This is a genomic window from Xanthomonas sp. NCPPB 3200 (assembly GCF_056393585.1).
Genome location: NZ_CM150785.1, coordinates 1,863,332 through 1,882,795 on the forward strand (window position 1 = coordinate 1,863,332; position 19,464 = coordinate 1,882,795).

Annotated in this window: 14 protein-coding genes; 9 read left to right on the plus strand and 5 right to left on the minus strand. The window is 66.7% G+C overall.

Annotated features, from left to right (window positions below):
- The first annotated feature begins 2 nt into the window (after positions 1-2).
- Both zipA and AC06DU_RS08105 read left to right on the plus strand, forming a co-directional pair.
- Positions 3-734, plus strand: coding sequence for a cell division protein ZipA (gene zipA / locus AC06DU_RS08100; protein ID WP_065032401.1), 732 nt, complete (start codon positions 3-5; stop codon positions 732-734).
- A 188-nt stretch (positions 735-922) separates the two neighbouring features.
- Positions 923-1,327: a hypothetical protein gene (locus AC06DU_RS08105; protein WP_478204001.1), complete on the plus strand. Its 405-nt coding sequence runs from the start codon at positions 923-925 to the stop codon at positions 1,325-1,327.
- Between the two features lie 207 nt (positions 1,328-1,534).
- Here AC06DU_RS08105 and AC06DU_RS08110 read toward each other — a convergent pair whose 3' ends face one another.
- Complete coding sequence (locus AC06DU_RS08110; RefSeq protein WP_228912393.1) at positions 1,535-2,659, minus strand: pyridoxal phosphate-dependent aminotransferase; 1,125 nt, start codon at positions 2,657-2,659, stop codon at positions 1,535-1,537.
- Positions 2,660-2,835: 176 nt separating this feature from the next.
- On the opposite strand from AC06DU_RS08110, the gene ligA reads away from it, so the two are divergent.
- The 3 genes from ligA to AC06DU_RS08125 all read left to right on the plus strand — a co-directional run bounded on the left by ligA (position 2,836) and on the right by AC06DU_RS08125 (position 7,139).
- On the plus strand, positions 2,836-5,337 hold the full coding sequence (gene ligA, locus AC06DU_RS08115) for an NAD-dependent DNA ligase LigA (RefSeq protein ID WP_478204002.1): 2,502 nt from the start codon (positions 2,836-2,838) through the stop codon (positions 5,335-5,337).
- Positions 5,334-6,296, plus strand: a complete 963-nt coding sequence (gene epmA, locus AC06DU_RS08120) for an EF-P lysine aminoacylase EpmA (protein WP_478204003.1) — start codon at positions 5,334-5,336, stop codon at positions 6,294-6,296. Before ligA ends, epmA begins: the two co-directional genes overlap by 4 nt.
- Before the next feature lie 156 nt (positions 6,297-6,452).
- The gene (locus AC06DU_RS08125; protein ID WP_102580948.1) at positions 6,453-7,139 is read left to right on the plus strand and encodes a DUF3011 domain-containing protein; all 687 of its coding nucleotides are present in this window, start codon (positions 6,453-6,455) and stop codon (positions 7,137-7,139) included.
- A gap of 385 nt (positions 7,140-7,524) precedes the next feature.
- On the opposite strand, the gene AC06DU_RS08130 is transcribed toward AC06DU_RS08125, so the two are convergent.
- The gene (locus tag AC06DU_RS08130) at positions 7,525-7,740 is read right to left on the minus strand and encodes a hypothetical protein (protein ID WP_478204004.1); all 216 of its coding nucleotides are present in this window, start codon (positions 7,738-7,740) and stop codon (positions 7,525-7,527) included.
- Between the two features lie 34 nt (positions 7,741-7,774).
- Between AC06DU_RS08130 and mtnA the strand changes: the two genes are divergently transcribed.
- From mtnA to AC06DU_RS08145, 3 genes are all read left to right on the plus strand, one after another.
- Complete coding sequence (mtnA, locus tag AC06DU_RS08135; protein WP_039812638.1) at positions 7,775-8,839, plus strand: S-methyl-5-thioribose-1-phosphate isomerase; 1,065 nt, start codon at positions 7,775-7,777, stop codon at positions 8,837-8,839.
- A 209-nt stretch (positions 8,840-9,048) separates the two neighbouring features.
- Complete coding sequence (gyrA, locus tag AC06DU_RS08140) at positions 9,049-11,760, plus strand: DNA gyrase subunit A (protein ID WP_039520640.1); 2,712 nt, start codon at positions 9,049-9,051, stop codon at positions 11,758-11,760.
- Between the two features lie 194 nt (positions 11,761-11,954).
- Positions 11,955-14,432, plus strand: a complete 2,478-nt coding sequence (locus tag AC06DU_RS08145; protein WP_478204006.1) for a membrane-bound PQQ-dependent dehydrogenase, glucose/quinate/shikimate family — start codon at positions 11,955-11,957, stop codon at positions 14,430-14,432.
- Between the two features lie 211 nt (positions 14,433-14,643).
- Here AC06DU_RS08145 and AC06DU_RS08150 read toward each other — a convergent pair whose 3' ends face one another.
- Entirely contained in the window at positions 14,644-15,372 is a 729-nt protein-coding gene (locus AC06DU_RS08150; protein ID WP_039527945.1) for a hypothetical protein, read from the minus strand.
- 197 nt (positions 15,373-15,569) lie between these two features.
- Between AC06DU_RS08150 and AC06DU_RS08155 the strand changes: the two genes are divergently transcribed.
- Positions 15,570-16,658 (plus strand): hypothetical protein, encoded by a 1,089-nt coding sequence (locus AC06DU_RS08155; protein ID WP_478204007.1) that lies wholly within the window; start codon positions 15,570-15,572, stop codon positions 16,656-16,658.
- 151 nt (positions 16,659-16,809) lie between these two features.
- On the opposite strand, the gene hutU is transcribed toward AC06DU_RS08155, so the two are convergent.
- Together hutU and hutG are read right to left on the minus strand one after the other, a co-directional pair.
- Positions 16,810-18,477, minus strand: a complete 1,668-nt coding sequence (gene hutU, locus AC06DU_RS08160; protein WP_039527941.1) for a urocanate hydratase — start codon at positions 18,475-18,477, stop codon at positions 16,810-16,812.
- Positions 18,478-18,493: 16 nt separating this feature from the next.
- On the minus strand, positions 18,494-19,354 hold the full coding sequence (hutG, locus tag AC06DU_RS08165) for an N-formylglutamate deformylase (RefSeq protein WP_478204009.1): 861 nt from the start codon (positions 19,352-19,354) through the stop codon (positions 18,494-18,496).
- Between the last annotated feature and the right edge of the window lie 110 nt (positions 19,355-19,464).

Genomic DNA, 19,464 nt, shown 5'->3' on the forward strand with positions numbered 1-19,464 from the left:
GAATGTCCGACATGGCCATGATCCGGATCGGGATCTTGATCGCTGGACTGCTGCTGGTCGCGGCCATCTTCCTGTTTGGTCGCCCGAAAAAATCGCCGCAAGGGCGCCGGGTCGACAAGGACGACGGGCAACCGCGCGAGCGCCGCGAGCCGGTGATCTCCAGCGAGCCTGGCGTGGAGGGCGACCCGTTCGAGCGCAATGAAGGCGCCGAGCAAAGCGAACTGAACCTGGACGATGCCGATACGGCCGGCGGCAACGATGTCGGCAAGCGGCCCAACCAGGATTTCGACAAGATCGTCTCGCTGTTCGTGGCCGCCAAGGCCGGCCAGGTGCTGCGCGGCGAAGATGTGGTGGTCGCTGCGGAGAAGACCGGGCTGGTGTTCGGTCACATGAATGTCTTCCACCGTTTGGTGGAGGGGCATCCGGAGCGCGGGCCTATCTTCAGCATGGCCAGCATCCTCAAGCCCGGCAGCTTCGACATGGCCAACATCCGCGAGATGCAGACCCCGGCGATTGCGTTCTTCCTCACCTTGCCGGCGCCGATGACCGCGCTGGATGCCTGGGAAAAGATGCTGCCGACCGTGCAGCGCATGGCTGAACTGCTCGACGGCGTGGTGCTGGACGACAGCCGCAATGCGCTGGGCCGCCAGCGCGTGGCGCATATCCGCGACGAACTGCGCGCCTACGATCGCCAGCACCAGGCACCGCCGCTGACCAAGTCGCCGCGCTGGTGAGTGCGTATTGCTTTCAAGTGTGCGCTGCTTGTGATGTGCGTGGGTGGTGATTGCGCACCGCTGGTGATCGAGCGTCGCTGAGTCAGTGATTGCGAGCCATTGACCGCGAGTCATCCCGACCGTGAGTCGTCCATACGCGGTCTAAGTCGCGACCTGCCGCAGGACGCGTTCTAGCGTAGAGGTGAACGATGTGGAGCTTGCAGGGCGCGCTGGCGGTGCTGATGTTGCTGGCGGTGTGGGCCATCCTGGCCGCACCGCTGCTATGGATGGCGTCGCGGATTGCGCTGCGTTTGCGCAAAGGCGCGTCGACAAGCCCACATCGCGCGCAATGGAGGTCGATCGGGTTTGCCGCTGCAGTGGCGCTGCTGGTTGCGCCAGTGCCAACGCCCATCGTCACTGTCTTCCTGCCGCATGCGATCGCGCTGTTGGATGCAAGCTACTACGCGCGCATCTTTCAGGGCCCGCCGATGCTGCGCCAGCTCCTGGTGTGGATTGCGGTGTCGATGGCGCTGACGTTTGCGCTCAGCTACGTGTGGATCCGGCGCGTGCTGCGTCCGAATGCTGCCGCGCCGTTTCCAACTCCCACGCGATAGGAAATCAACGCCCCTCTCCGGCGGGAGAGGGGTTGAGGTGAGGGTACGGAGGCGAAGCAGTGCAGCAGTCGGTGATTCAGGTCTGATGGCGCGTGGCGACGCGTTTGTCATTACAGGTGATGGTAGATCTCTTAGGCGCACCCTCATCCGCCCTTTCGGGGCACCTTCTCCCGAGAGGGGAAGTGATGGCCACTCTGTGCTTGGCGATCAGCGCTTGGCCTTGGTAAACGCCTCGCGAAAGCGCAGCATCTCCGCCTCGGTGCCGACGCTCACGCGCACGCGCTTGGGCCAGATCGGCCAGCTGCGGCCGACGATGACGCCCTGTTTCTGCATCGAATCGGCGAACACGCCAGCGTCGCGCTTGACGTCGAGCAGGAGGCAATTGGCCTGCGTGGGCAGGCAGGTGTAGCCCTTGCTCTTGAGCCAGGCGATGGTGTCGTCGCGCACGCGGGCGTTCTCCGCGCGGCGGGTCTGCACCAGCTGCGGGTCGCGCAGGCTGGCGATGCCGGCGGCCATTGCCGGTACCGACAACGGGTTGCTGCCCAGGCTGGCGAGCTTGGTCTGCAGCCCCGGCGGCGCCAGCGCGGCGCCCAGGCGCAGGCCAGCCATGCCGTAGAGCTTGGAGAAGCTGCGCAGCACGATCAGGTCCTGGCGCTGGCGCACCAGGTCCGCCATGGACGGCTCGTTGCTGTAGTGGATATACGCCTCGTCGACCACCAGCACTGCGCTGGCCGGCTTGTTGGCCAGCAGCCACTCGATGTCGGCGCGCGGGGTGATGGCGCCGCTGGCGTTGCCGGGGTTGCACAGGTAGATCAGGCCGGCGGACGGGTCGGCCTTGGCCATCGCCTTGACGTCGTGCGCGCCATCGGCCCGCAGCGGCACCTTGCGTACCGGCACGCCGCGGGCGGTGGCGCTGTCGATGATCGGGTCGAAGCTCGGGTCGGCCACCACCAGCCCGGCACGTGCCGAGGTGAACAGGCTGCCGGCACGAAGCAGTGCGTCCCTGGAGCCGGGAAAGAACGCCAGATGGTCGCCGGGCAGTTGCAGCTCGCCGGTCATCAGGTTGCGCAGGTCCTGCTCCATCTCGAACTGATAGCGGCCTGCACGTGCCAGCGAGCGCGTTGCCGCGTCCACTGCGGCGGGCGAGGGGCCGAGCGGATGTTCGTTGAGATTGAGAAACACCGCGCCCGCTGCCGGCGCCACGCCTGGCTTGGCCGGCGCAGCCGCACGCTTGCGGGCTGCCTCGGCTGCCGGTGCCAGTCCCAGTGCGGAGATCGCCACGCCAACGCTGGCAAGGCTGAGAAACGAACGGCGCGAAACGGGCAACGGCACGGTGAGCTCCAGGCGAGCAGGCAAAGAGGGCGCCACGCTAGCGGGTTTGTGCCTGTCTGCCTATCGGGAAATCGCTGCCGGGCTCGCTGTCGCGCGATTTGGTCGGCGGTCCGGCAGCACTTGCACACCGGCACGGCCCGTTAGAATGGGCGGCCCAGAGCCAGCCCAGCGATCGTATGACTGTCAGCCCGGATCCCGCTCAGCGCATCGACGCCCTGCGTCATCGTATCGAGGACGCCAACTACCGCTATCACGTGCTCGACGAGCCGCAGATGGCCGACGTCGACTACGACCGCCTGATGCGTGAACTTGAGGCCCTGGAGGCGGCGCACCCGGAGCTGGCCAGCGCCGATTCGCCGACCCAGCGCGTCGGCCACCTGGCCGCGTCGCGCTTTGCAGAAGTGCGCCATGCCCTGCCGATGCTGTCGTTGGGCAATGCCTTCAGCGACGAGGAAGTGACCGAGTTCGTACGGCGGATCAGCGAGCGGCTGGAGGTGAAGCAGCCGCTGTTCTCGGCCGAGCCCAAGCTCGATGGCCTGGCGATCAGCCTGCGCTACGAAAACGGCGAGTTCGTGCAGGGCGCAACGCGGGGCGACGGCGCCACCGGTGAGGATGTCAGCGCCAATCTGCGCACCGTCAAGGCGATTCCGCTGCGCCTGCGTGGTGAAGGCTGGCCGCAGGTACTGGAGGTGCGCGGCGAGGTGTACATGCCGCGCGCCGCCTTCGAGACCTACAACGCGCAGATGCGCCTGCAGGGCGGCAAGGTGCTGGCCAATCCGCGCAATGGCGCTGCCGGCTCGCTGCGTCAGTTGGATGCGCGCATCACTGCGCAGCGCCCGCTGAGTTTCTTTGCGTATGGCGTGGGCGAAGTGAGTGAAGGTGCGTTGCCGCAGACGCATTCGGCGATCCTGGCGCAGTTGCGCGCATGGGGTTTCCCGGTCAGCGCCCTGGTCGAGGTGGTGCAGGGTAGCGACGGCCTGTTGGCGTACTACCACCGCATCGGTGAGGCGCGCGACGGCTTGCCCTTCGATATCGATGGCGTGGTCTACAAGCTCGACGATCTGGCCGGGCAGCGCGAGATGGGCTTTGTCTCGCGTGCGCCACGCTGGGCGATCGCGCACAAGTTCCCGGCACAGGAGCAGTCCACCACGGTGGAGGCGATCGAGATCCAGATTGGCCGCACCGGTGCGGCCACGCCGGTGGCGCGGCTCAAGCCGGTGCACGTGGCCGGGGTGATCGTCACCAACGCCACGCTGCACAACGCCGACCAGATCGCGCGGCTGGATGTGCGCGTGGGCGATACGGTGATCGTGCGGCGTGCCGGCGATGTGATTCCCGAAGTGGCCGGCGTGGTTGCCGATCAACGGCCGCCCGGCACCCAGCCATGGCAGATGCCCACGCACTGCCCGGTCTGCGGGTCGGAGATCGTGCGCGAGGAAGGCGAGGCGGTGTGGCGCTGCTCCGGCGAGCTGACCTGCCCGGCGCAGCGCAAGGAAGCGTTCCGGCATTTCGTCTCGCGCCGCGCGATGGATGTCGATGGCCTGGGCGAAAAATTCATCGAGGTGCTGGTCGACAGTGGCGTGGTGCAGGGCGTGGCCGATCTGTATCTGCTCAACGTGGACCAGCTGCTGCAATTGCGCATGATCAGCACTGCCGAAAGCCCGCACGCGTTCCTGCGCGAGGCGCGCGAGCATCTGGCCAGCGGTGCGTACGGCCAGCTGGAAAACACCGTGGTCGGCATCGGTGTGGACCTGGCCGGCGAGCGCGAGGCGCCGCACACCTGGCAGGCGGATCTGTTGCGCGCCGGGCTGCCGGCGTTCGACTGGAACCGCAAGAAGATCGCCACCAAATGGGCGGAAAACCTGATCGAGGCGATCGAGCAATCGCGCGATACCACGCTGGAGCGTTTCCTGTTTGCGCTCGGCATCGAGCATGTCGGCGAGAGCACCGCCAAGGCCTTGTCGGCGTGGTTCGGCGATCTGGAGTTGATCCGCCATCTGCCGTGGCCGCTGTTCAAGCGCGTGCCCGACATCGGTGGCGAGGTGGCGCGCTCGCTCGGGCACTTCTTCGACCAGCCCGGCAATCAGCAGGCCATCGACGACCTGCTGCAACGTGGCGTGCGCATCGGCGATGCGCATCCGCCATCACCTAAACTGCGCGAGGCGCTGAGCTTTGCCAGCGTGCTGCAGGACATGGATATCCCCAAGGTGACGCCGGTGCGTGCGCAGCAGCTGGCTGCCGCGGTGGCCTCCTTCGATGCGCTGCGCAGCGCCGGGTCCGATGCCTTGTTGCAGGCCGGCGTTCCCGCGCCGGTGGTGGCGTCGCTGCTGCAATGGCTGGAGCGGCCGGAAAATGCGGCCTTGGCAAGCGCTGCGCAGCAGGCGATGGAAACGGTGCTGTCGCGTCTGCCCGACGCCGACGCGCTGCAAACCGGCCCGCTCGACGGCCAGAGCGTGGTGATCACCGGGACCCTGGCCGCGCTCACCCGCGATGCGGCCAAGCAACGGCTGGAAGCGCTGGGTGCCAAGGTCGCCGGCAGCGTCTCCAAGAAAACCGCGTTTCTGGTGGCCGGCGAAGAAGCCGGCTCAAAGCTGGACAAGGCGCAGTCGTTGGGCGTGGAGATCTGGGACGAGGCGCGCTTGCTGGCCTTCCTCGGCGAGCAGGGCCAGCAACCATGACTACGATGCAGGTCGATCTGGACGCGTTGCGGTTGCGCGCGCGGCTCAACGCGCTGATCCGCGCTTTCTTCGCCGAGCGCGACGTGCTGGAAGTGGAGACGCCGGTGCTGTCGGAGGCCGGCAACACCGAGCCGAATATCGACAGCTTCAGCACGCGCTTCAGCGGCCATGTCGATGCCGGCGCGCCGGTGCGCTGGTTGCGCACCTCGCCGGAATATCCGCTCAAGCGGCTGCTGGCGGCCGGGGTGGGCGATTGCTACGAGCTGGGGCGGGTGTTCCGCAATGGCGAGGCCGGCGGCCGCCACAATCCCGAGTTCAGCATGCTCGAGTGGTACCGGGTGGGTTGGGACGATCGCGCCCTGGCGCAGGAGACCGTTGAGTTGGTGCGCCGCGCGCTTGCGCTGGTCGGGCGCCAGGCGCAGGTGCAGGTGCTGAGCTATCGCGCGCTGTTCGTGCAGGCGCTGGGCATCGACCCGTTGCGCGATCCGATCGAAACGCTGCGCGCACCGCTACACGACATCGCCATCGATCCGGATGGCCTGACCCGCGACGACTGGCTGGATCTGCTGATGACCCATCGCCTCCAGCCGGGCTTTGCCAGCGACACGCTGACCGTGGTGCACGACTGGCCTGCCAGCCAGTGCGCGTTGGCGCGCATCCGCCCCGGGGAGCCGCCGGTGGCCGAGCGCTTCGAGCTGTATCTGGGCGCTTACGAGGTCGCCAACGGGTACCACGAGCTCAACGATGCGCAGGAGCAGCGGGCGCGTTTCATGCGCGATAACGCGGTGCGTGCGGCGCGCGGATTGCCGCAGCTGCCGGTGGATGAGCGGCTGCTGGCGGTGTTGTCGCAACTGCCCGATTGCGCGGGGGTGGCGGTCGGTGTGGACCGGCTGTTGATGGCCATGCGTGGCACCACGCAGATTGCCGATGTGCTGGCCTTCGCCTTCGCCCGCGCCTGACCCACGGCGGTACCCAGTGTCTGCGCGGCACCGGGCGCGCGCCCGGTGCCATCCCGCTGTCATCGCCACCGTATTGCTATCTTCACATCGATGATGCTCTCATCGTGGCGTCCACGGGGGCGCGGCGCAGAGTGTGTTTGGGTGAGGATTGTCGGCATGAAGTGGCTGATCAGCTTATGCGGTTTGTGGTGCTTGCCGCTGCTGATGCTGGCCGATGCGCGTGCAGCGGATCGCGCCGCCGGCGTGGTGCGCTGCGAGTCCAAGGATATGGCGCGCGTGCATTGTCCGATGGATACCGAGCACGGCGTCCAGCTGGTGCGCCAGCTGTCCGAGACCAGTTGCATCCGTGGCAGCGAGTGGGACATCGAACGCGGTGGCGTCTGGGTTGAACAGGGCTGCCGTGCGGAGTTTGCGACCGCACGGGCGCTGAGCGCTCCGCAGATGCGCCGCGTGGTGCGCTGCGATTCCAACGGCGGCAAGGTGGTATGCCCGGTGGTGCTGCGTGGTGCGCCTGTGCGCCTGCTGCGCCAGCGCTCGGTGTGGCCGTGCAAGGAAGGCCGCAGCTGGGGTGCGCGCCGTAACGAAATCTGGGTCTCGCGCGGCTGCGATGGCGAATTCGAGGTCGCTGCCGAGGACGGTTCCGGGTTCGTGGCCATGCCACGCATGGTGACCTGTGAATCGAAGAAGGGCGCACGCCGCACCTGCGGGATCTCGGTGGAGCGCCAGGTGCGTGTGGGCCGGCAGATCTCCAAGAAGGAATGCGTGGAAGGCCAGACCTGGGGCTGGAGCCGCGACGGCGTGTGGGTCAACGACGGCTGCCGCGCCGAGTTCATCGTCGACTGATGGACTGACGAAGCCGCTGCTCTCCATCGCATAGGTGGGCGTAGCCGGCGCCGTGGCCCCGTCAGCACGCGACCAGGCTGGTGAGGGTGTCTAGCCCTCAACCAGCTCTGCTTGGAACATCCAGACCACGCTGAAGCTCAAGCTCCCAGTTGTCTTGAGATGTGATTGAACGGGGTGCGGATGCGTCGGGTGTGGAGCGGGCGATCTGCGGGTTTTCTGCAGGGCCCTTGCCTGCCCACCATCGCGGGACACGCCGCAAGTACGTCCCTGTAGGCGCTTACGCGGCATCCATGCCGCGTAAGGTCCCGCGACGGTAGGCGGGCAAGGACCCGTCGGGATGGTCGGTGTGCATGGTGCAAGCTGGGCATGACGTGCGCTGGTTGGATCACTGTGCGTCGGCCAGCTTCTCTTTGCCTTGCCATTGCAAGCCGGGCAACTGAAAGGCGTTCAACACGCCACCTGCCAACTTCTCATCCGCCTCGCGCAGGCTGCGCAACGGGCTTTCAAGAAGCAGCCGGCCAACTCTCTGGCGCGGTGCGGGCACCGCGCACTCGACCAGTTCGGTTTGCGGCATCGCCGGCGGGCCGAGCGATGCGGCCACTGACTGGGCTGCCCGCGCGCCTTACAATGTCCGGATGAACGACAGCGCCCATATCGATTACGCCCGCTACGACCATATCCGCCCGCTGCTGTGGACGGGCGATGCCCTGGAACTGCTCGACCAGCGCAAGCTGCCCTTCGTGGTCGAGCATGTACGTTGCGACACCAGCGATGCCGTGGCCGAGGCGATCCATTCGCTGGCCGTGCGCGGCGCGCCGGCGATCGGCATTGCGGCCGGGTGGGGCGTGGTGCTGGCGGCGCGCGACATCGTTGCCGACGACGGCAGTGCGGCCCTGCAGAAGCTCGAACCGGCGCTGTTGCGGCTCAATGCCGCGCGTCCGACCGCGGTCAACCTGGCCTGGGCGCTGATGCGCATGCGTCGCGTGCTCGGCGCTGCCGGTGCCGACTGGCGCGAGGTGATCGCGCGCGAGGCGCAGGCCATCGCCGACGAAGACCTGGCGGCCAACCGGCATATGGGCGCGCTGGGTGCGTCGTTGATCGAGACCGGCAGCGGCGTGCTGACCCATTGCAATACCGGTTCGCTGGCCACCGCCGGCTTTGGCACCGCGCTGGGCGTGATCCGTGCCGGCATGGCGCAGCAGCGCATCGCCAAGGTGTTTGCCGGCGAGACCCGGCCGTGGTTGCAGGGCGCGCGCCTGACCGTGTGGGAGCTGCAGCAGGACGGCATCGACGCGACCCTGATCGCCGATTCGGCCGCCGCGCATCTGATGAAGTCCGGGCTGGTGCAGTGGGTCATCGTCGGTGCCGACCGCATCTGCGCCAACGGCGATACCGCCAACAAGATCGGCACCTATCAGCTGGCGATCGCCGCGCGCCACCACGGCGTCAAGTTCATGGTGGTGGCACCGTCGTCCACGGTGGACATGGACACCGCCAGCGGCGATCAGATCGAGATCGAGCAGCGCGACCCGGGCGAATTGTTCGGGGTCGGCGGCGTGCGCACGGTGGCCGATGGCATCAATGCCTGGAATCCGGTGTTCGATGTCACCCCCGGCAGCCTGATCGATGCGATCGTCACCGAACGCGGGGTGATCGCGCAGCCGGACCTGGCGCGCATGCAGGCGGCGTTCGGCGGCTGAGGCCAGTGCGGCGCACTATCGCCGCATCGTCCCGTCAAAATCCTGCAAGTGCTTGTTTCTGGCCGGTAAACCGGCGGCATCGTGGTGCCCCTTCGTGATACAATCCGGGGCTTGAATCGATCGGCGGGAGCGTGGGGTCGGCAGCCTGTTGTCAGGGCGCCCCCGACGCGGCTTTCCGGCTCGCCCGCCACCTCACTTACGGAACCCGAATGGCAGAAACCGCCAAGGAAATCATCCAGGTCAATCTGGAAGACGAGATGCGCAAGAGCTATCTCGATTACGCGATGAGCGTGATCGTGGGCCGCGCACTCCCCGATGCCCGTGATGGCCTCAAACCCGTGCACCGTCGCGTCCTGTACGCCATGCACGAGCTGGGCGCACACAGCAACAAGGCCTACTTCAAGTCGGCGCGTATCGTCGGCGACGTCATCGGCAAATACCACCCGCACGGCGACCAGTCGGTGTACGACACGCTGGTGCGCATGGCGCAGCCATTCTCGCTGCGCTACATGATGGTGGACGGCCAGGGTAACTTCGGTTCGGTCGATGGCGACTCCGCCGCGGCGATGCGTTACACCGAGTCGCGCATGTCGCGGCTGGCGCATGAGCTGATGGCCGACATCGACAAGGAAACCGTCGATTTCCAGCCCAATTACGACGAGAAGGAACAGGAGCCGACGGTCATGCCGACCCGGTTCCCGAGCCTGCTGGTCAACGGCTCGGCCGGTATCGCGGTGGGCATGGCCACCAATATCCCGCCGCACAATCTGACCGAGGCGATCAACGCCTGCATCGCCTTGATCGACACGCCGGAGCTGGATGTCGAAGGCCTGATGGAATACATCCCCGGCCCGGATTTCCCCACCGCCGGCATCATCAACGGCACCGCCGGCATCGCTGCCGGTTACCGCACCGGCCGTGGCCGCGTGCGCATGCGCGCCAAGGCCGATGTGGAAGTGGCCGACAACGGCCGCGAAGCGATCATCGTCACCGAGATTCCGTATCAGGTGAACAAGGCGCGGCTGATCGAGAAGATCGCCGAGCTGGTCAAGGAAAAGAAGCTCGAAGGCATCAGCGAGCTGCGCGACGAGTCCGACAAGGACGGCATGCGCATCTACATCGAGGTCAAGCGCGGCGAGTCGGCCGAGGTTGTGCTCAACAACCTGTATCAGCAGACCCAGATGGAGTCAGTGTTCGGCATCAACATGGTGGCGCTGATCGACGGCCGCCCGCAGTTGATGAACCTCAAGCAGATGCTGCAGGCGTTCATCCGCCACCGCCGCGAAGTGGTCACCCGCCGCACCATCTTTGAACTGCGCAAGGCGCGTGCGCGTGCGCACGTGCTGGAAGGCCTGACCGTCGCGTTGGCCAACATCGACGAGATGATCGAGCTGATCAAGACCTCGGCCAACCCGCAGGAAGCGCGCGAGCGCATGCTGGCCAAGACCTGGGAACCGGGTCTGGTCGGTGCGCTGCTGGGCGCCGCCGGTGCCGAAGCCTCCAAGCCGGAAGATCTGGCGCCGGGCGTGGGCCTGGCCAACGGCTTCTATCAGCTCAGTGAAGTGCAGGCCTCGCAGATCCTGGAAATGCGCCTGCATCGCCTGACCGGGTTGGAGCAGGAAAAGCTGACCGACGAGTACAAGCAGTTGCTCGAGGTCATCCAGGGCCTGATCCGCATCCTGGAAAACCCGGACGTGCTGCTGCAGGTGATCCGCGACGAGCTGATCAACATCCGCGAGGAGTACGGCGACGAACGCCGCACCGAGATCCGTCACAGCGAAGAAGATCTGGACATCCTGGACCTGATTTCGCCGGAAGACGTGGTGGTGACGCTCTCGCATGCCGGCTATGCCAAGCGCCAGCCGGTGAGCGCGTATCGTGCGCAGCGCCGTGGTGGCCGTGGCCGGTCGGCGGCGGCGACCAAGGAAGAGGATTTCATCGACCAGCTGTGGCTGGTCAACACGCACGACACGCTGCTGACCTTCACCAGCAGCGGCAAGGTGTTCTGGCTGCCGGTGTACCAGTTGCCGGAGGCCGGCTCCAATGCGCGTGGCCGTCCGATCATCAACTGGATTCCGCTGGAACCCGGCGAGCGTGTGCAGGCGGTGCTGCCGGTGCGCGAATACGCCGACAACCGCTATGTGTTCTTTGCCACGCGCAACGGCACGGTCAAGAAGACCCCGCTGAGCGAATTCGCGTTCCGGCTGGCACGCGGCAAGATCGCGATCAACCTCGATGAGGGCGATGCGCTGGTCGGTGTGGCCTTGACCGATGGCGATCGCGACGTGTTGTTGTTCGCCTCCAACGGCAAGACCGTGCGCTTTGGCGAATCCACCGTGCGTTCGATGGGCCGTACCGCCACCGGCGTGCGCGGTATCCGTCTTACCAAGGGCGAAGAAGTGGTCAGCCTGATCGTGGCCGAGCGTGCCGGCGGCATCGAAGGCGATGTCGAGGACGAGGGTGTCGAGGACGTGGTGGAGAGCACGGACGGTGTCGAGGCAGAGGTGATCGACGTCGCCGAGAGCGACGACATGGCCTACATCCTCACCGCCACCGAGAACGGCTACGGCAAGCGCACCCCGCTGACCGAGTACCCGCGCAAGGGCCGCGGCACGCAGGGCGTGATCGGCATCCAGACCACCGAGCGCAACGGTAAGCTGGTGCGTGCGGTGCTGCTGGGCGCCACCGACGAAGTGCTGCTGATTTCCGATGGCGGTACGCTGGTGCGCACCCGCGGTTCGGAGATCTCGCGCGTGGGTCGCAATACCCAGGGCGTGACCTTGATCCGCTTGTCCAAGGGCGAAAAGCTGCAGGCGGTCGAACGCCTGGATGCCTCGCTGGATGAGGCCGAGGACGTGCTGGACGATGCAGCGGTTGCACCGGCAGCAAGTGCAGGCGACCTGCCACCGACCGAAGCGTGATCGCATCTGGCAAGCAACGCAGCTGAAGAAAAACGCCGGCGCACAGCCGGCGTTTTTTATTGCACGCGATGACATCTGCAACGCAGTGTTTTTCGACGGCGTTCGCAAAGAACGCGGTTTTTTCACCGCAGCGGGTCGAAGGTTGGGGGTGGTGCGGCGGCGTTGCGTCGCCGCAGATCGAAGAGGAATAACTGATGACAACATTGCATCGTCCTTCCCGTCGCGGCCACTGGGCGCTGGCGACGTTGGGAGGCGTGATTGGAGTGCTGGGCGCCGTGCTGCTGGCAGGCGGCGTGCGGCTGGCCGCGCTGGGCGGCTCCTGGTATTACGCGCCTGCGGGCGCGGCCTTGCTGATCGCCGGCGTATTGCTGTTTCGCCGTCGCAATGCGGGCGCGTGGTGGTTTGCCGCAGTGGTGGCGGCGACGTTGCCGTGGACATGGTGGGAATCGGGCAGCGACTACTGGCGTTGGGTACCGCGGCTGGGCTTGATCGTCGGCCTGGCGTTCGTGCTGGCGCTGCTGCTGCCGAAGCTGGAGCGCCCGGTGTCGCGTGCGGTGTCGCGCAGCGTGGCCGGCGTTCTGGCGGCGGTGTTCGTGGTGGCCTTCGCGCTCGCCTTCGTGCCGTTTGGGGTGACCGAGGCCGATGGCGCGCTGGCACACGCCGCCGGCATGGCCGCGGGCCTGGTCAAGCGCAGCGCGTCTGCAGCGCCGGCCGCCGCCGACGGGCAGCCGGGCAATGCGCCTGCCGACGACGACTGGGCCGCGTATGGACGCAGCCAGGCCGGGCAGCGCTATTCGCCGTTGCAGCAGATCAACCGCGACAACGTTGCGCAATTGAAGCAGGCCTGGGTCTTCCACACCGGCGACCTGCCGAGCAAGCGCTGGGGTGCGGAAACCACGCCGCTGAAGGTGGGCGACAGCCTGTATCTGTGTACTGCGCGCAATCAGGTGATCGCGCTGGATGCCGCCAGTGGCAAGGAGCGTTGGCGCTACGATCCCAAGGTCAAGGACGAGGCGATTCCGTATACGGCCGCCTGCCGCGGTGTGTCGTACTACCAGGTGCCGGCGGCAGCCAACGACGCAGCAGCAGCAGTGGCAGCGGATGGGGCGCCGCTGTGCCGCACGCGCATCATCGAAGGCACGCTGGATGGCCGCCTGATCGCCCTGGATGCGCGTAGCGGCAAGCCGTGCACGGACTTCGGCAACAACGGCCAGGTCGACATCACCGTCGGCATGGGGCAGACGCCGCCGGGTTATGTGTCGATCAATTCGCCGCCCGCCATCGTGCGCGGGGTGGTGGTCACCGGCCATCAGGTGCTGGACGGGCAGAAGCGTTACGAGCCGTCCGGTGTGATCGAGGGTTTCGATGCGGTGACCGGCCAATTGCGCTGGGCCTGGGACATGACCCATCCGGACTGGAACGGCGCACCGCCGCCGGGCCAGACCTGGACGCGTGGCACGCCGAACATGTGGACCACCGCCGCGGCCGACGAACAGCTGGGCTATGTGTATCTGCCGATGGGCAACTCCACCGCCGATTACTGGAGCAGCTCGCGCACGCCGCAGGAGAATCGCTACGCGACCTCGCTGGTGGCGCTGGATGTCACCACCGGCAAGCCGGTGTGGAATTTCCAGACCACGCATATCGATGCGTGGGATTACGACCTGGGCTCGCAGCCGAGCCTGATCGACTTCCCCAAGGGCGGCGTCAACGTGCCGGCGGTGTTGTTGCCGAGCAAGCAGGGCGAGTTGTACGTGCTGGATCGGCGTACCGGCAAGCCGCTGGTGGGCGTGGAAGAACGCGCAGTGCCAGGCGGTGGCGTGGAGCCGCAGATGCGTGCCAAGACGCAGCCGTTTTCGCTGTACCACACGCTGCGCAAGCCGGATCTGACCGAGCGCGACATGTGGGGGATGACGCCGATCGATCAGCTGGTCTGCCGCATCCAGTTCCGCAAGGCCAGCTACAAGGGCATCTACACGCCGCCGGAAGCCGACCGCCATTCGATCGAATACCCTGGCTACAACGGCGGTTCGGACTGGGGCAGCGTGTCGGTGGATCCGCAGCGCGGCGTGATCGTGGCCAACTACAACGACATGCCCAACTACAACCTGCTGGTGCCGCGCGCCAAGGCCGACAAACTGGGCTGGGCACCGCGCGATGAAGTGCGCGGCGATGCCGGTGGCGCAGAAGGCGCGGGCGATCCGCAGGCCGGCACGCCGTATGCGATCAACGTCAACGCCGGCTGGCGTCTGCCGTTCACCAAGCTGCTGTGCAAGCAGCCGCCGTATGGCGGCATCCGTGCGATCGATCTGGCCAGCGGCAAGACCCTTTGGGACCGCCCGTTCGGCAGCGCACGCGGCAATGGTCCGTTCGGCATCCGCTCGGGTCTGCCGATCGAGATCGGCACGCCCAACAACGGCGGTTCGGTGGTGACGGCCAGTGGCTTGATCTTCATTGCCGCAGCCACCGACGACCTGATCCGCGCCATCGATCTGTCCACCGGCAAGGAGCTGTGGCATGCCAAGCTGCCGGCCGGCGGCCAGGCCAACCCGATGGTCTACGCCTACAACGGCCGCGAGTATCTGGTGATCATGGCCGGCGGCCACCACTTCATGGAAACGCCCGCAGGCGATGCCGTGGTGGCCTACGCGCTGCCGCAGCAGGCACCATGACGCAGGCAGGGACCAAGCTCGCCAACCAAGGCAAGCCGGCCATTCCCGAGGCCTGAAACGAAAAAGCGCACCGCAAGCGGTGCGCTTTTTTCATGGGCAATCGCATCACAGCACTCGCCAAACACCCTGCATCGAGTAGCGGTCAATTACCCGTTGACCTGACAGAACCCCGCACCCACGCTCTTGCGATTCCCGATTCCCGATTCCCGATTCACCCAACGTTAGCCGCAACCGCATCCTCCATCACCGCATCGCGCACATCCTGCGCCAGCGTCGCCTTGACGATGATCGAGCGGATGGCATCGGTGGCATCCGACAGCGGCACATCGCTGCTCAGGCGCTGGAAGGTGTCGCGGCTGTTGTAGCCAGACCCGTCCTTCAGATAGTGGTCGTACATCGACAGCAGATCCTGGCAGGCGGTGATCAGCGCCGCGACGTTGCCGCGCAACAGGGCATAGCCGATCTGGTCGAAGCTGTGCAGGCAATCGGCCAGCCAGTGCAGGTCGTAACGGGCGGTGGCCGGTTCCGGCGCAGTGTGGCCGCGGCTGTAGGCGCTGTAGCGGCGCAGGCTGCGTGCCACCCGTGCGACGTGCGCGAACAACGTGCCGATCTCGTTGGCGATATCCAGCCGCTGCACCATCACCATCGGAATCACCTGGCTGTCGGCAGCCGGCGCCTGTTCGGCGGCCGTCTGTTCCTGCTGCTCCAGCGATTGCTTGAGGATGGTGTAGCTGCGCTGCAGCGATTCCAGCTCCAGCACGCTGGCGGCCGCACGCGCCTTCGCCTGCGAGAGCGCGGCCTGGTAGCGGGCAAGGCTGTCCTGGGTGCTGGCGAGCTGGCCGGATTCGGCGCGCAGCTGCCGGCCACGCACGAACGCCAGCACGGTGGCAATCAGCGCCCAGAGCGCGAATGCAGGCACCAGGTAGATCAAGATGCCCATGGAGAGTCCTCGAAACGTTGCATACCTTGTCGGCCTGCACGCGGCGGACTTGAGGGCAATCGCCGAGAATGTGATGGGCAACGATGTCCTCGCTTGCAACCCGACGCCGGAAGCTGTCGCGCCCCCTGACCAAAGGCACGTGGCGGGCGGTATCCCGGCATGCTCGAATCAGCGCACCCGCCAGCCCGGAGCCTTGCATGCGCAGATGGATCGATCGCTGGCCGCCAACGCTGCGGCGCGTCCGCTCAGCCGGACTGATCTGGGTCGTGATGTGTGCCACCGTGCAGGCCGCGCCGGCCATGCCGTCATCGGCACCCGTGCAGGTGGATTACAGCGAGGCCACGGACCTGTTCAACCTGCTGGATAACCTGTCGGACTGGTTGCCCGGCTATACGGCGCCCGTCTATCGCAGCTATTTCGAAACCCATGGCGGGCTGGACCCGGCCGATCGTGCAGCGCTTGTGGCTTACGCAGCTTTCCGTCGGCGCACCTCGGGGCTGGCAAAGGACGACGATCTGGAGGTGCTCGACCGTGTGTTTGCGCCAGATGCCACCCGTGAGGTAGATCCTTTCTCCCGGCATTTCCTCGGGAATGCGGGATTCGAGGCCTCAGCGGACGCCGCCATTGCCGAGCAGTCGGCAGACGACCAGGCGATGTTGCGCGCGTATTTTGCCCGCTTCGTTCCGCGCGCCAGGCACCTGGTCGCCGTTGCACCGCGCTTCGAGCAACAGGCGCGCGAGCTGGGCGAGGAACTGTCCAACCCCAACGTTTTGCGGTTGGCAGCGCAGATGCGGGCGTTCTTTACGGTACCGGAGCCTGCGGTATTCCAGGCAAGATTCGTCTGGTGGCCGGAGACGGACACCACCCAGGCCAAGGTACGTGGACGCACCATGCTGCTGTATTCGCAGCATGATGCGCGTACCGGCACGGCCTCGATGGACTGGGCGCCGATCGTGTTGCATGAATTGAGTCACTACCTGTCTGCGGGGCAGCCCTCGACGCGCAAACGCATGCTCGCTGCCGACTTCGTGCGGCTGTGTCCGGATGCGGCCACCTTGCGTAACCCACTCAACGCGCTGGAAGAGCCGTTGGCGATCTACTGGGGACAGTATCGCTTCGAGCAGGCGGTGCGCGGGCGTTCGCTGCCGCCGTCGTCGCAGTGGTATATCCAGGCGGACGCCGATCGCGCGGCGAAGGCGATCGCAGCCGCCTATCCAGCAAGCGGGGCGGCACCGGTGCTCGATGACAACGCATTGCTGGCCGCTGCTGCATCGGCCTGCAAGTAGACCGTGATGGAGCTGGAAGCCGCCGGCAGAACGCAGCGGATCGTCGTCGCCTGCTGTGGACGCTGCGCCCACAACCGGTGATCTCCGCGTGCTGCATGCCGACCGCGTGTGGCGTGCACGCGGTCGGCGAAACAGCCGGGGCCGAGAATCCTCAGCCGAGAATGCCGGGCAAATCCAGGCCTTTTTGCTTCGCGCAGTCGGTGGCGATGGCGTAGCCGGCATCGGCGTGGCGCATCACGCCGGTGGCCGGGTCGTTCCAGAGCACGCGCTCCAGGCGTCTGTCGGCTGCCTCGCTGCCGTCGCAGACGATGACCATGCCGGCGTGTTGCGAGAAGCCCATGCCGACGCCGCCGCCGTGATGCAGCGACACCCAGGTCGCACCGGACGCGGTGTTGAGCAAGGCATTGAGCAGCGGCCAGTCGGAGACCGCATCCGAGCCATCGGCCATGGCTTCGGTTTCGCGGTTGGGCGAGGCGACGCTGCCCGAATCCAGATGATCGCGGCCGATCACCACCGGCGCCTTCAGTTCGCCACTGCGCACCATCGCATTGAAGGCCAGGCCGAGCCGATGGCGGTCGCCCAGACCGACCCAGCAGATCCGCGCAGGCAGGCCCTGGAAGGCGATCTTTTCGGCAGCCATGTCCAGCCAGCGGTGCAGATGCGCATCGTCGGGAATGAGCTCCTTGACCTTGGCATCGGTCTTGGCGATGTCGTCCGGATCGCCACTGAGCGCGACCCAGCGAAACGGACCGATACCGCGGCAGAACAGCGGCCGGATATAGGCGGGCACGAAGCCGGGGAAGTCGAACGCGTTGTCGACGCCTGCTTCCAGCGCCATCTGGCGCAGGTTGTTGCCGTAATCGACGGTGGGCACGCCGAGTGCGTGGAAGGTGAGCATGGCGCGGATGTGGTTGGCCATCGAGTCGCGCGCGGCCGCTTCCACCTCCTTCGGTGCGCTCACGCGTTTCGCGTCCCATTCCTCCACCGTCCAGCCCTGCGGCAGGTAGCCGTTGATCGGGTCGTGCGCGGAGGTCTGGTCGGTCAGCAGGTCCGGCTTGACCCCGCGTAGCAGCAGTTCGTCCAGCACGTCTGCGACATTGCCGAGCAGGCCGACCGACAGCGGCTTCTTCGCCGTGCACGATTCCTCGATCAGGCGCAGCGCTTCGTCCAGGTCGTCGGTCCAGGTGTCCAGGTAGCCGGTGCGCAGGCGCATGTCGATGCTGGAACGGCGGCATTCCACCGCCAGGCACGAGGCGCCGGCCATCACCGCGGCCAGCGGCTGCGCGCCGCCCATGCCGCCCAGGCCGCCGGTGAACAGCCATTTGCCGGCCAGGCTGCCGCCGTAATGCTGGCGGCCCATTTCCACGAAGGTTTCGTAGGTGCCTTGCACGATGCCTTGCGCGCCGATGTAGATCCAGCTGCCGGCGGTCATCTGGCCGTACATCGCCAGACCCTTGCGATCGAGTTCGTTGAAATGCTCCCAACTGGCCCAGCGCGGCACCAGGTTGGAGTTGGCGATCAGCACGCGCGGCGCATCGGCATGCGTGCGGAACACCCCGACCGGCTTGCCGGACTGCACCAGCAGGGTCTGGTCGTCGTCCAGGCGCGTCAGCGCGGCGACGATCGCATCGAAGGATTCCCAGTCGCGCGCGGCGCGGCCGATCCCGCCATAGACCACCAGTTCCTGCGGGCGTTCGGCCACGTCCGGGTCCAGATTGTTCATCAGCATGCGCAGCGGCGCTTCGGTGAGCCAGCTTTTTGCGGTGAGCGTGGTGCCGGTGGCGGCGCGGATGACGCGGGTTGCATCGTGACGGGTCATGCCGGTTTCCTTGCAATCAACGGTGCGCCGCAGGCGGCGTGGTGGCGGAGGAGTGAGCGGTGGTATTGGCAAACTGCAGGCAGGCCAGCAGCACGTGGCGCAGCACCGCGCGTAGTGCGACCGCATGCGCGGGGAGCCAGGGCGTGGGCCAGTTCTGCGGGGTGATGGTGTCCGGCTCGCGCATATAGCCGCGGCACGCCAGCTCCATCTGCAGCGTATGCACGCCATGCCCGGGCTGCGCGTAATAGCGGGTGATCCAGCCGCCCTTGAAGCGCCCGTTGCGCACGGTGCTCGAGCCGCTGCTGCGGCATAGCTGCTCCACGGCATCGGCGAGGGCCGGATCGCAACTGCGGTCGTCGTTGCTGCCGATGTTGAACTGCGGCAGCTCGCCATCGAACAGATGTGGAATATGCGAGCGGATCGAATGCGCGTCGTAGACCACGATGCTGGCGTGCTGCGTGCGCAGGCGCGCGATCTCGGCAGCGAGCGCAGCGTGATAGGGGTCGAACCACTGCGTGCGGCGCCAGGCGATCTGCGCTTGGTCGGGTTCGGCGCCGTCGGCATACAGCGGCTGGTTGTCGAAGGTGGTCAGCGGGCACAGGCCGGTGGTGTTCTGGCCCGGGTACAGGGACGCTCCGCTGGGATCGCGGTTGACGTCGATCACCGAGCGCGAGATCGCGGTGCGCACGGTGGTGGCGCCGAGCGATTGCGCGAAGTCGTACAGCTGATGCACCCACCAATCGGCATCGCGGCGTGCCAGCCAGGGCGAGACGAACTGGTCGACCATCTCCTCGGGCAGCTCGGTGCCGGTATGCGGGAAGCTGAGGATCAGCGGCGCATCGCCGCGGTGGATCTCGAGCCAGGGCAGGGCACTCATCGCGGTGCGCCTTGTGCTGGTGCGATCGTCAGGACGCGACGATGTCGTGCCTGCATCCGGCCGGCGCGCACCACGGCCTGACGCGCAAGCAGTCCGCGCGCGCGTATCGG

What these genes read in the sequence shown, in the direction of transcription:
- zipA (WP_065032401.1), top strand. Translation starts at nt 3, where the DNA reads ATGTCCGACATGGCCATGATCCGGATCGGGATCTTGATCGCTGGACTG.
- mtnA (WP_039812638.1), top strand. Translation starts at nt 7,775, where the DNA reads ATGAACGACAGCGCCCATATCGATTACGCCCGCTACGACCATATCCGC.
- hutU (WP_039527941.1), bottom strand. Translation starts at nt 18,477, where the DNA reads ATGACCCGTCACGATGCAACCCGCGTCATCCGCGCCGCCACCGGCACC.
- epmA (WP_478204003.1), top strand. Translation starts at nt 5,334, where the DNA reads ATGACTACGATGCAGGTCGATCTGGACGCGTTGCGGTTGCGCGCGCGG.
- AC06DU_RS08150 (WP_039527945.1), bottom strand. Translation starts at nt 15,372, where the DNA reads ATGGGCATCTTGATCTACCTGGTGCCTGCATTCGCGCTCTGGGCGCTG.
- AC06DU_RS08105 (WP_478204001.1), top strand. Translation starts at nt 923, where the DNA reads ATGTGGAGCTTGCAGGGCGCGCTGGCGGTGCTGATGTTGCTGGCGGTG.
- gyrA (WP_039520640.1), top strand. Translation starts at nt 9,049, where the DNA reads ATGGCAGAAACCGCCAAGGAAATCATCCAGGTCAATCTGGAAGACGAG.
- AC06DU_RS08155 (WP_478204007.1), top strand. Translation starts at nt 15,570, where the DNA reads ATGCGCAGATGGATCGATCGCTGGCCGCCAACGCTGCGGCGCGTCCGC.
- hutG (WP_478204009.1), bottom strand. Translation starts at nt 19,354, where the DNA reads ATGAGTGCCCTGCCCTGGCTCGAGATCCACCGCGGCGATGCGCCGCTG.
- AC06DU_RS08145 (WP_478204006.1), top strand. Translation starts at nt 11,955, where the DNA reads ATGACAACATTGCATCGTCCTTCCCGTCGCGGCCACTGGGCGCTGGCG.
- AC06DU_RS08125 (WP_102580948.1), top strand. Translation starts at nt 6,453, where the DNA reads ATGAAGTGGCTGATCAGCTTATGCGGTTTGTGGTGCTTGCCGCTGCTG.
- ligA (WP_478204002.1), top strand. Translation starts at nt 2,836, where the DNA reads ATGACTGTCAGCCCGGATCCCGCTCAGCGCATCGACGCCCTGCGTCAT.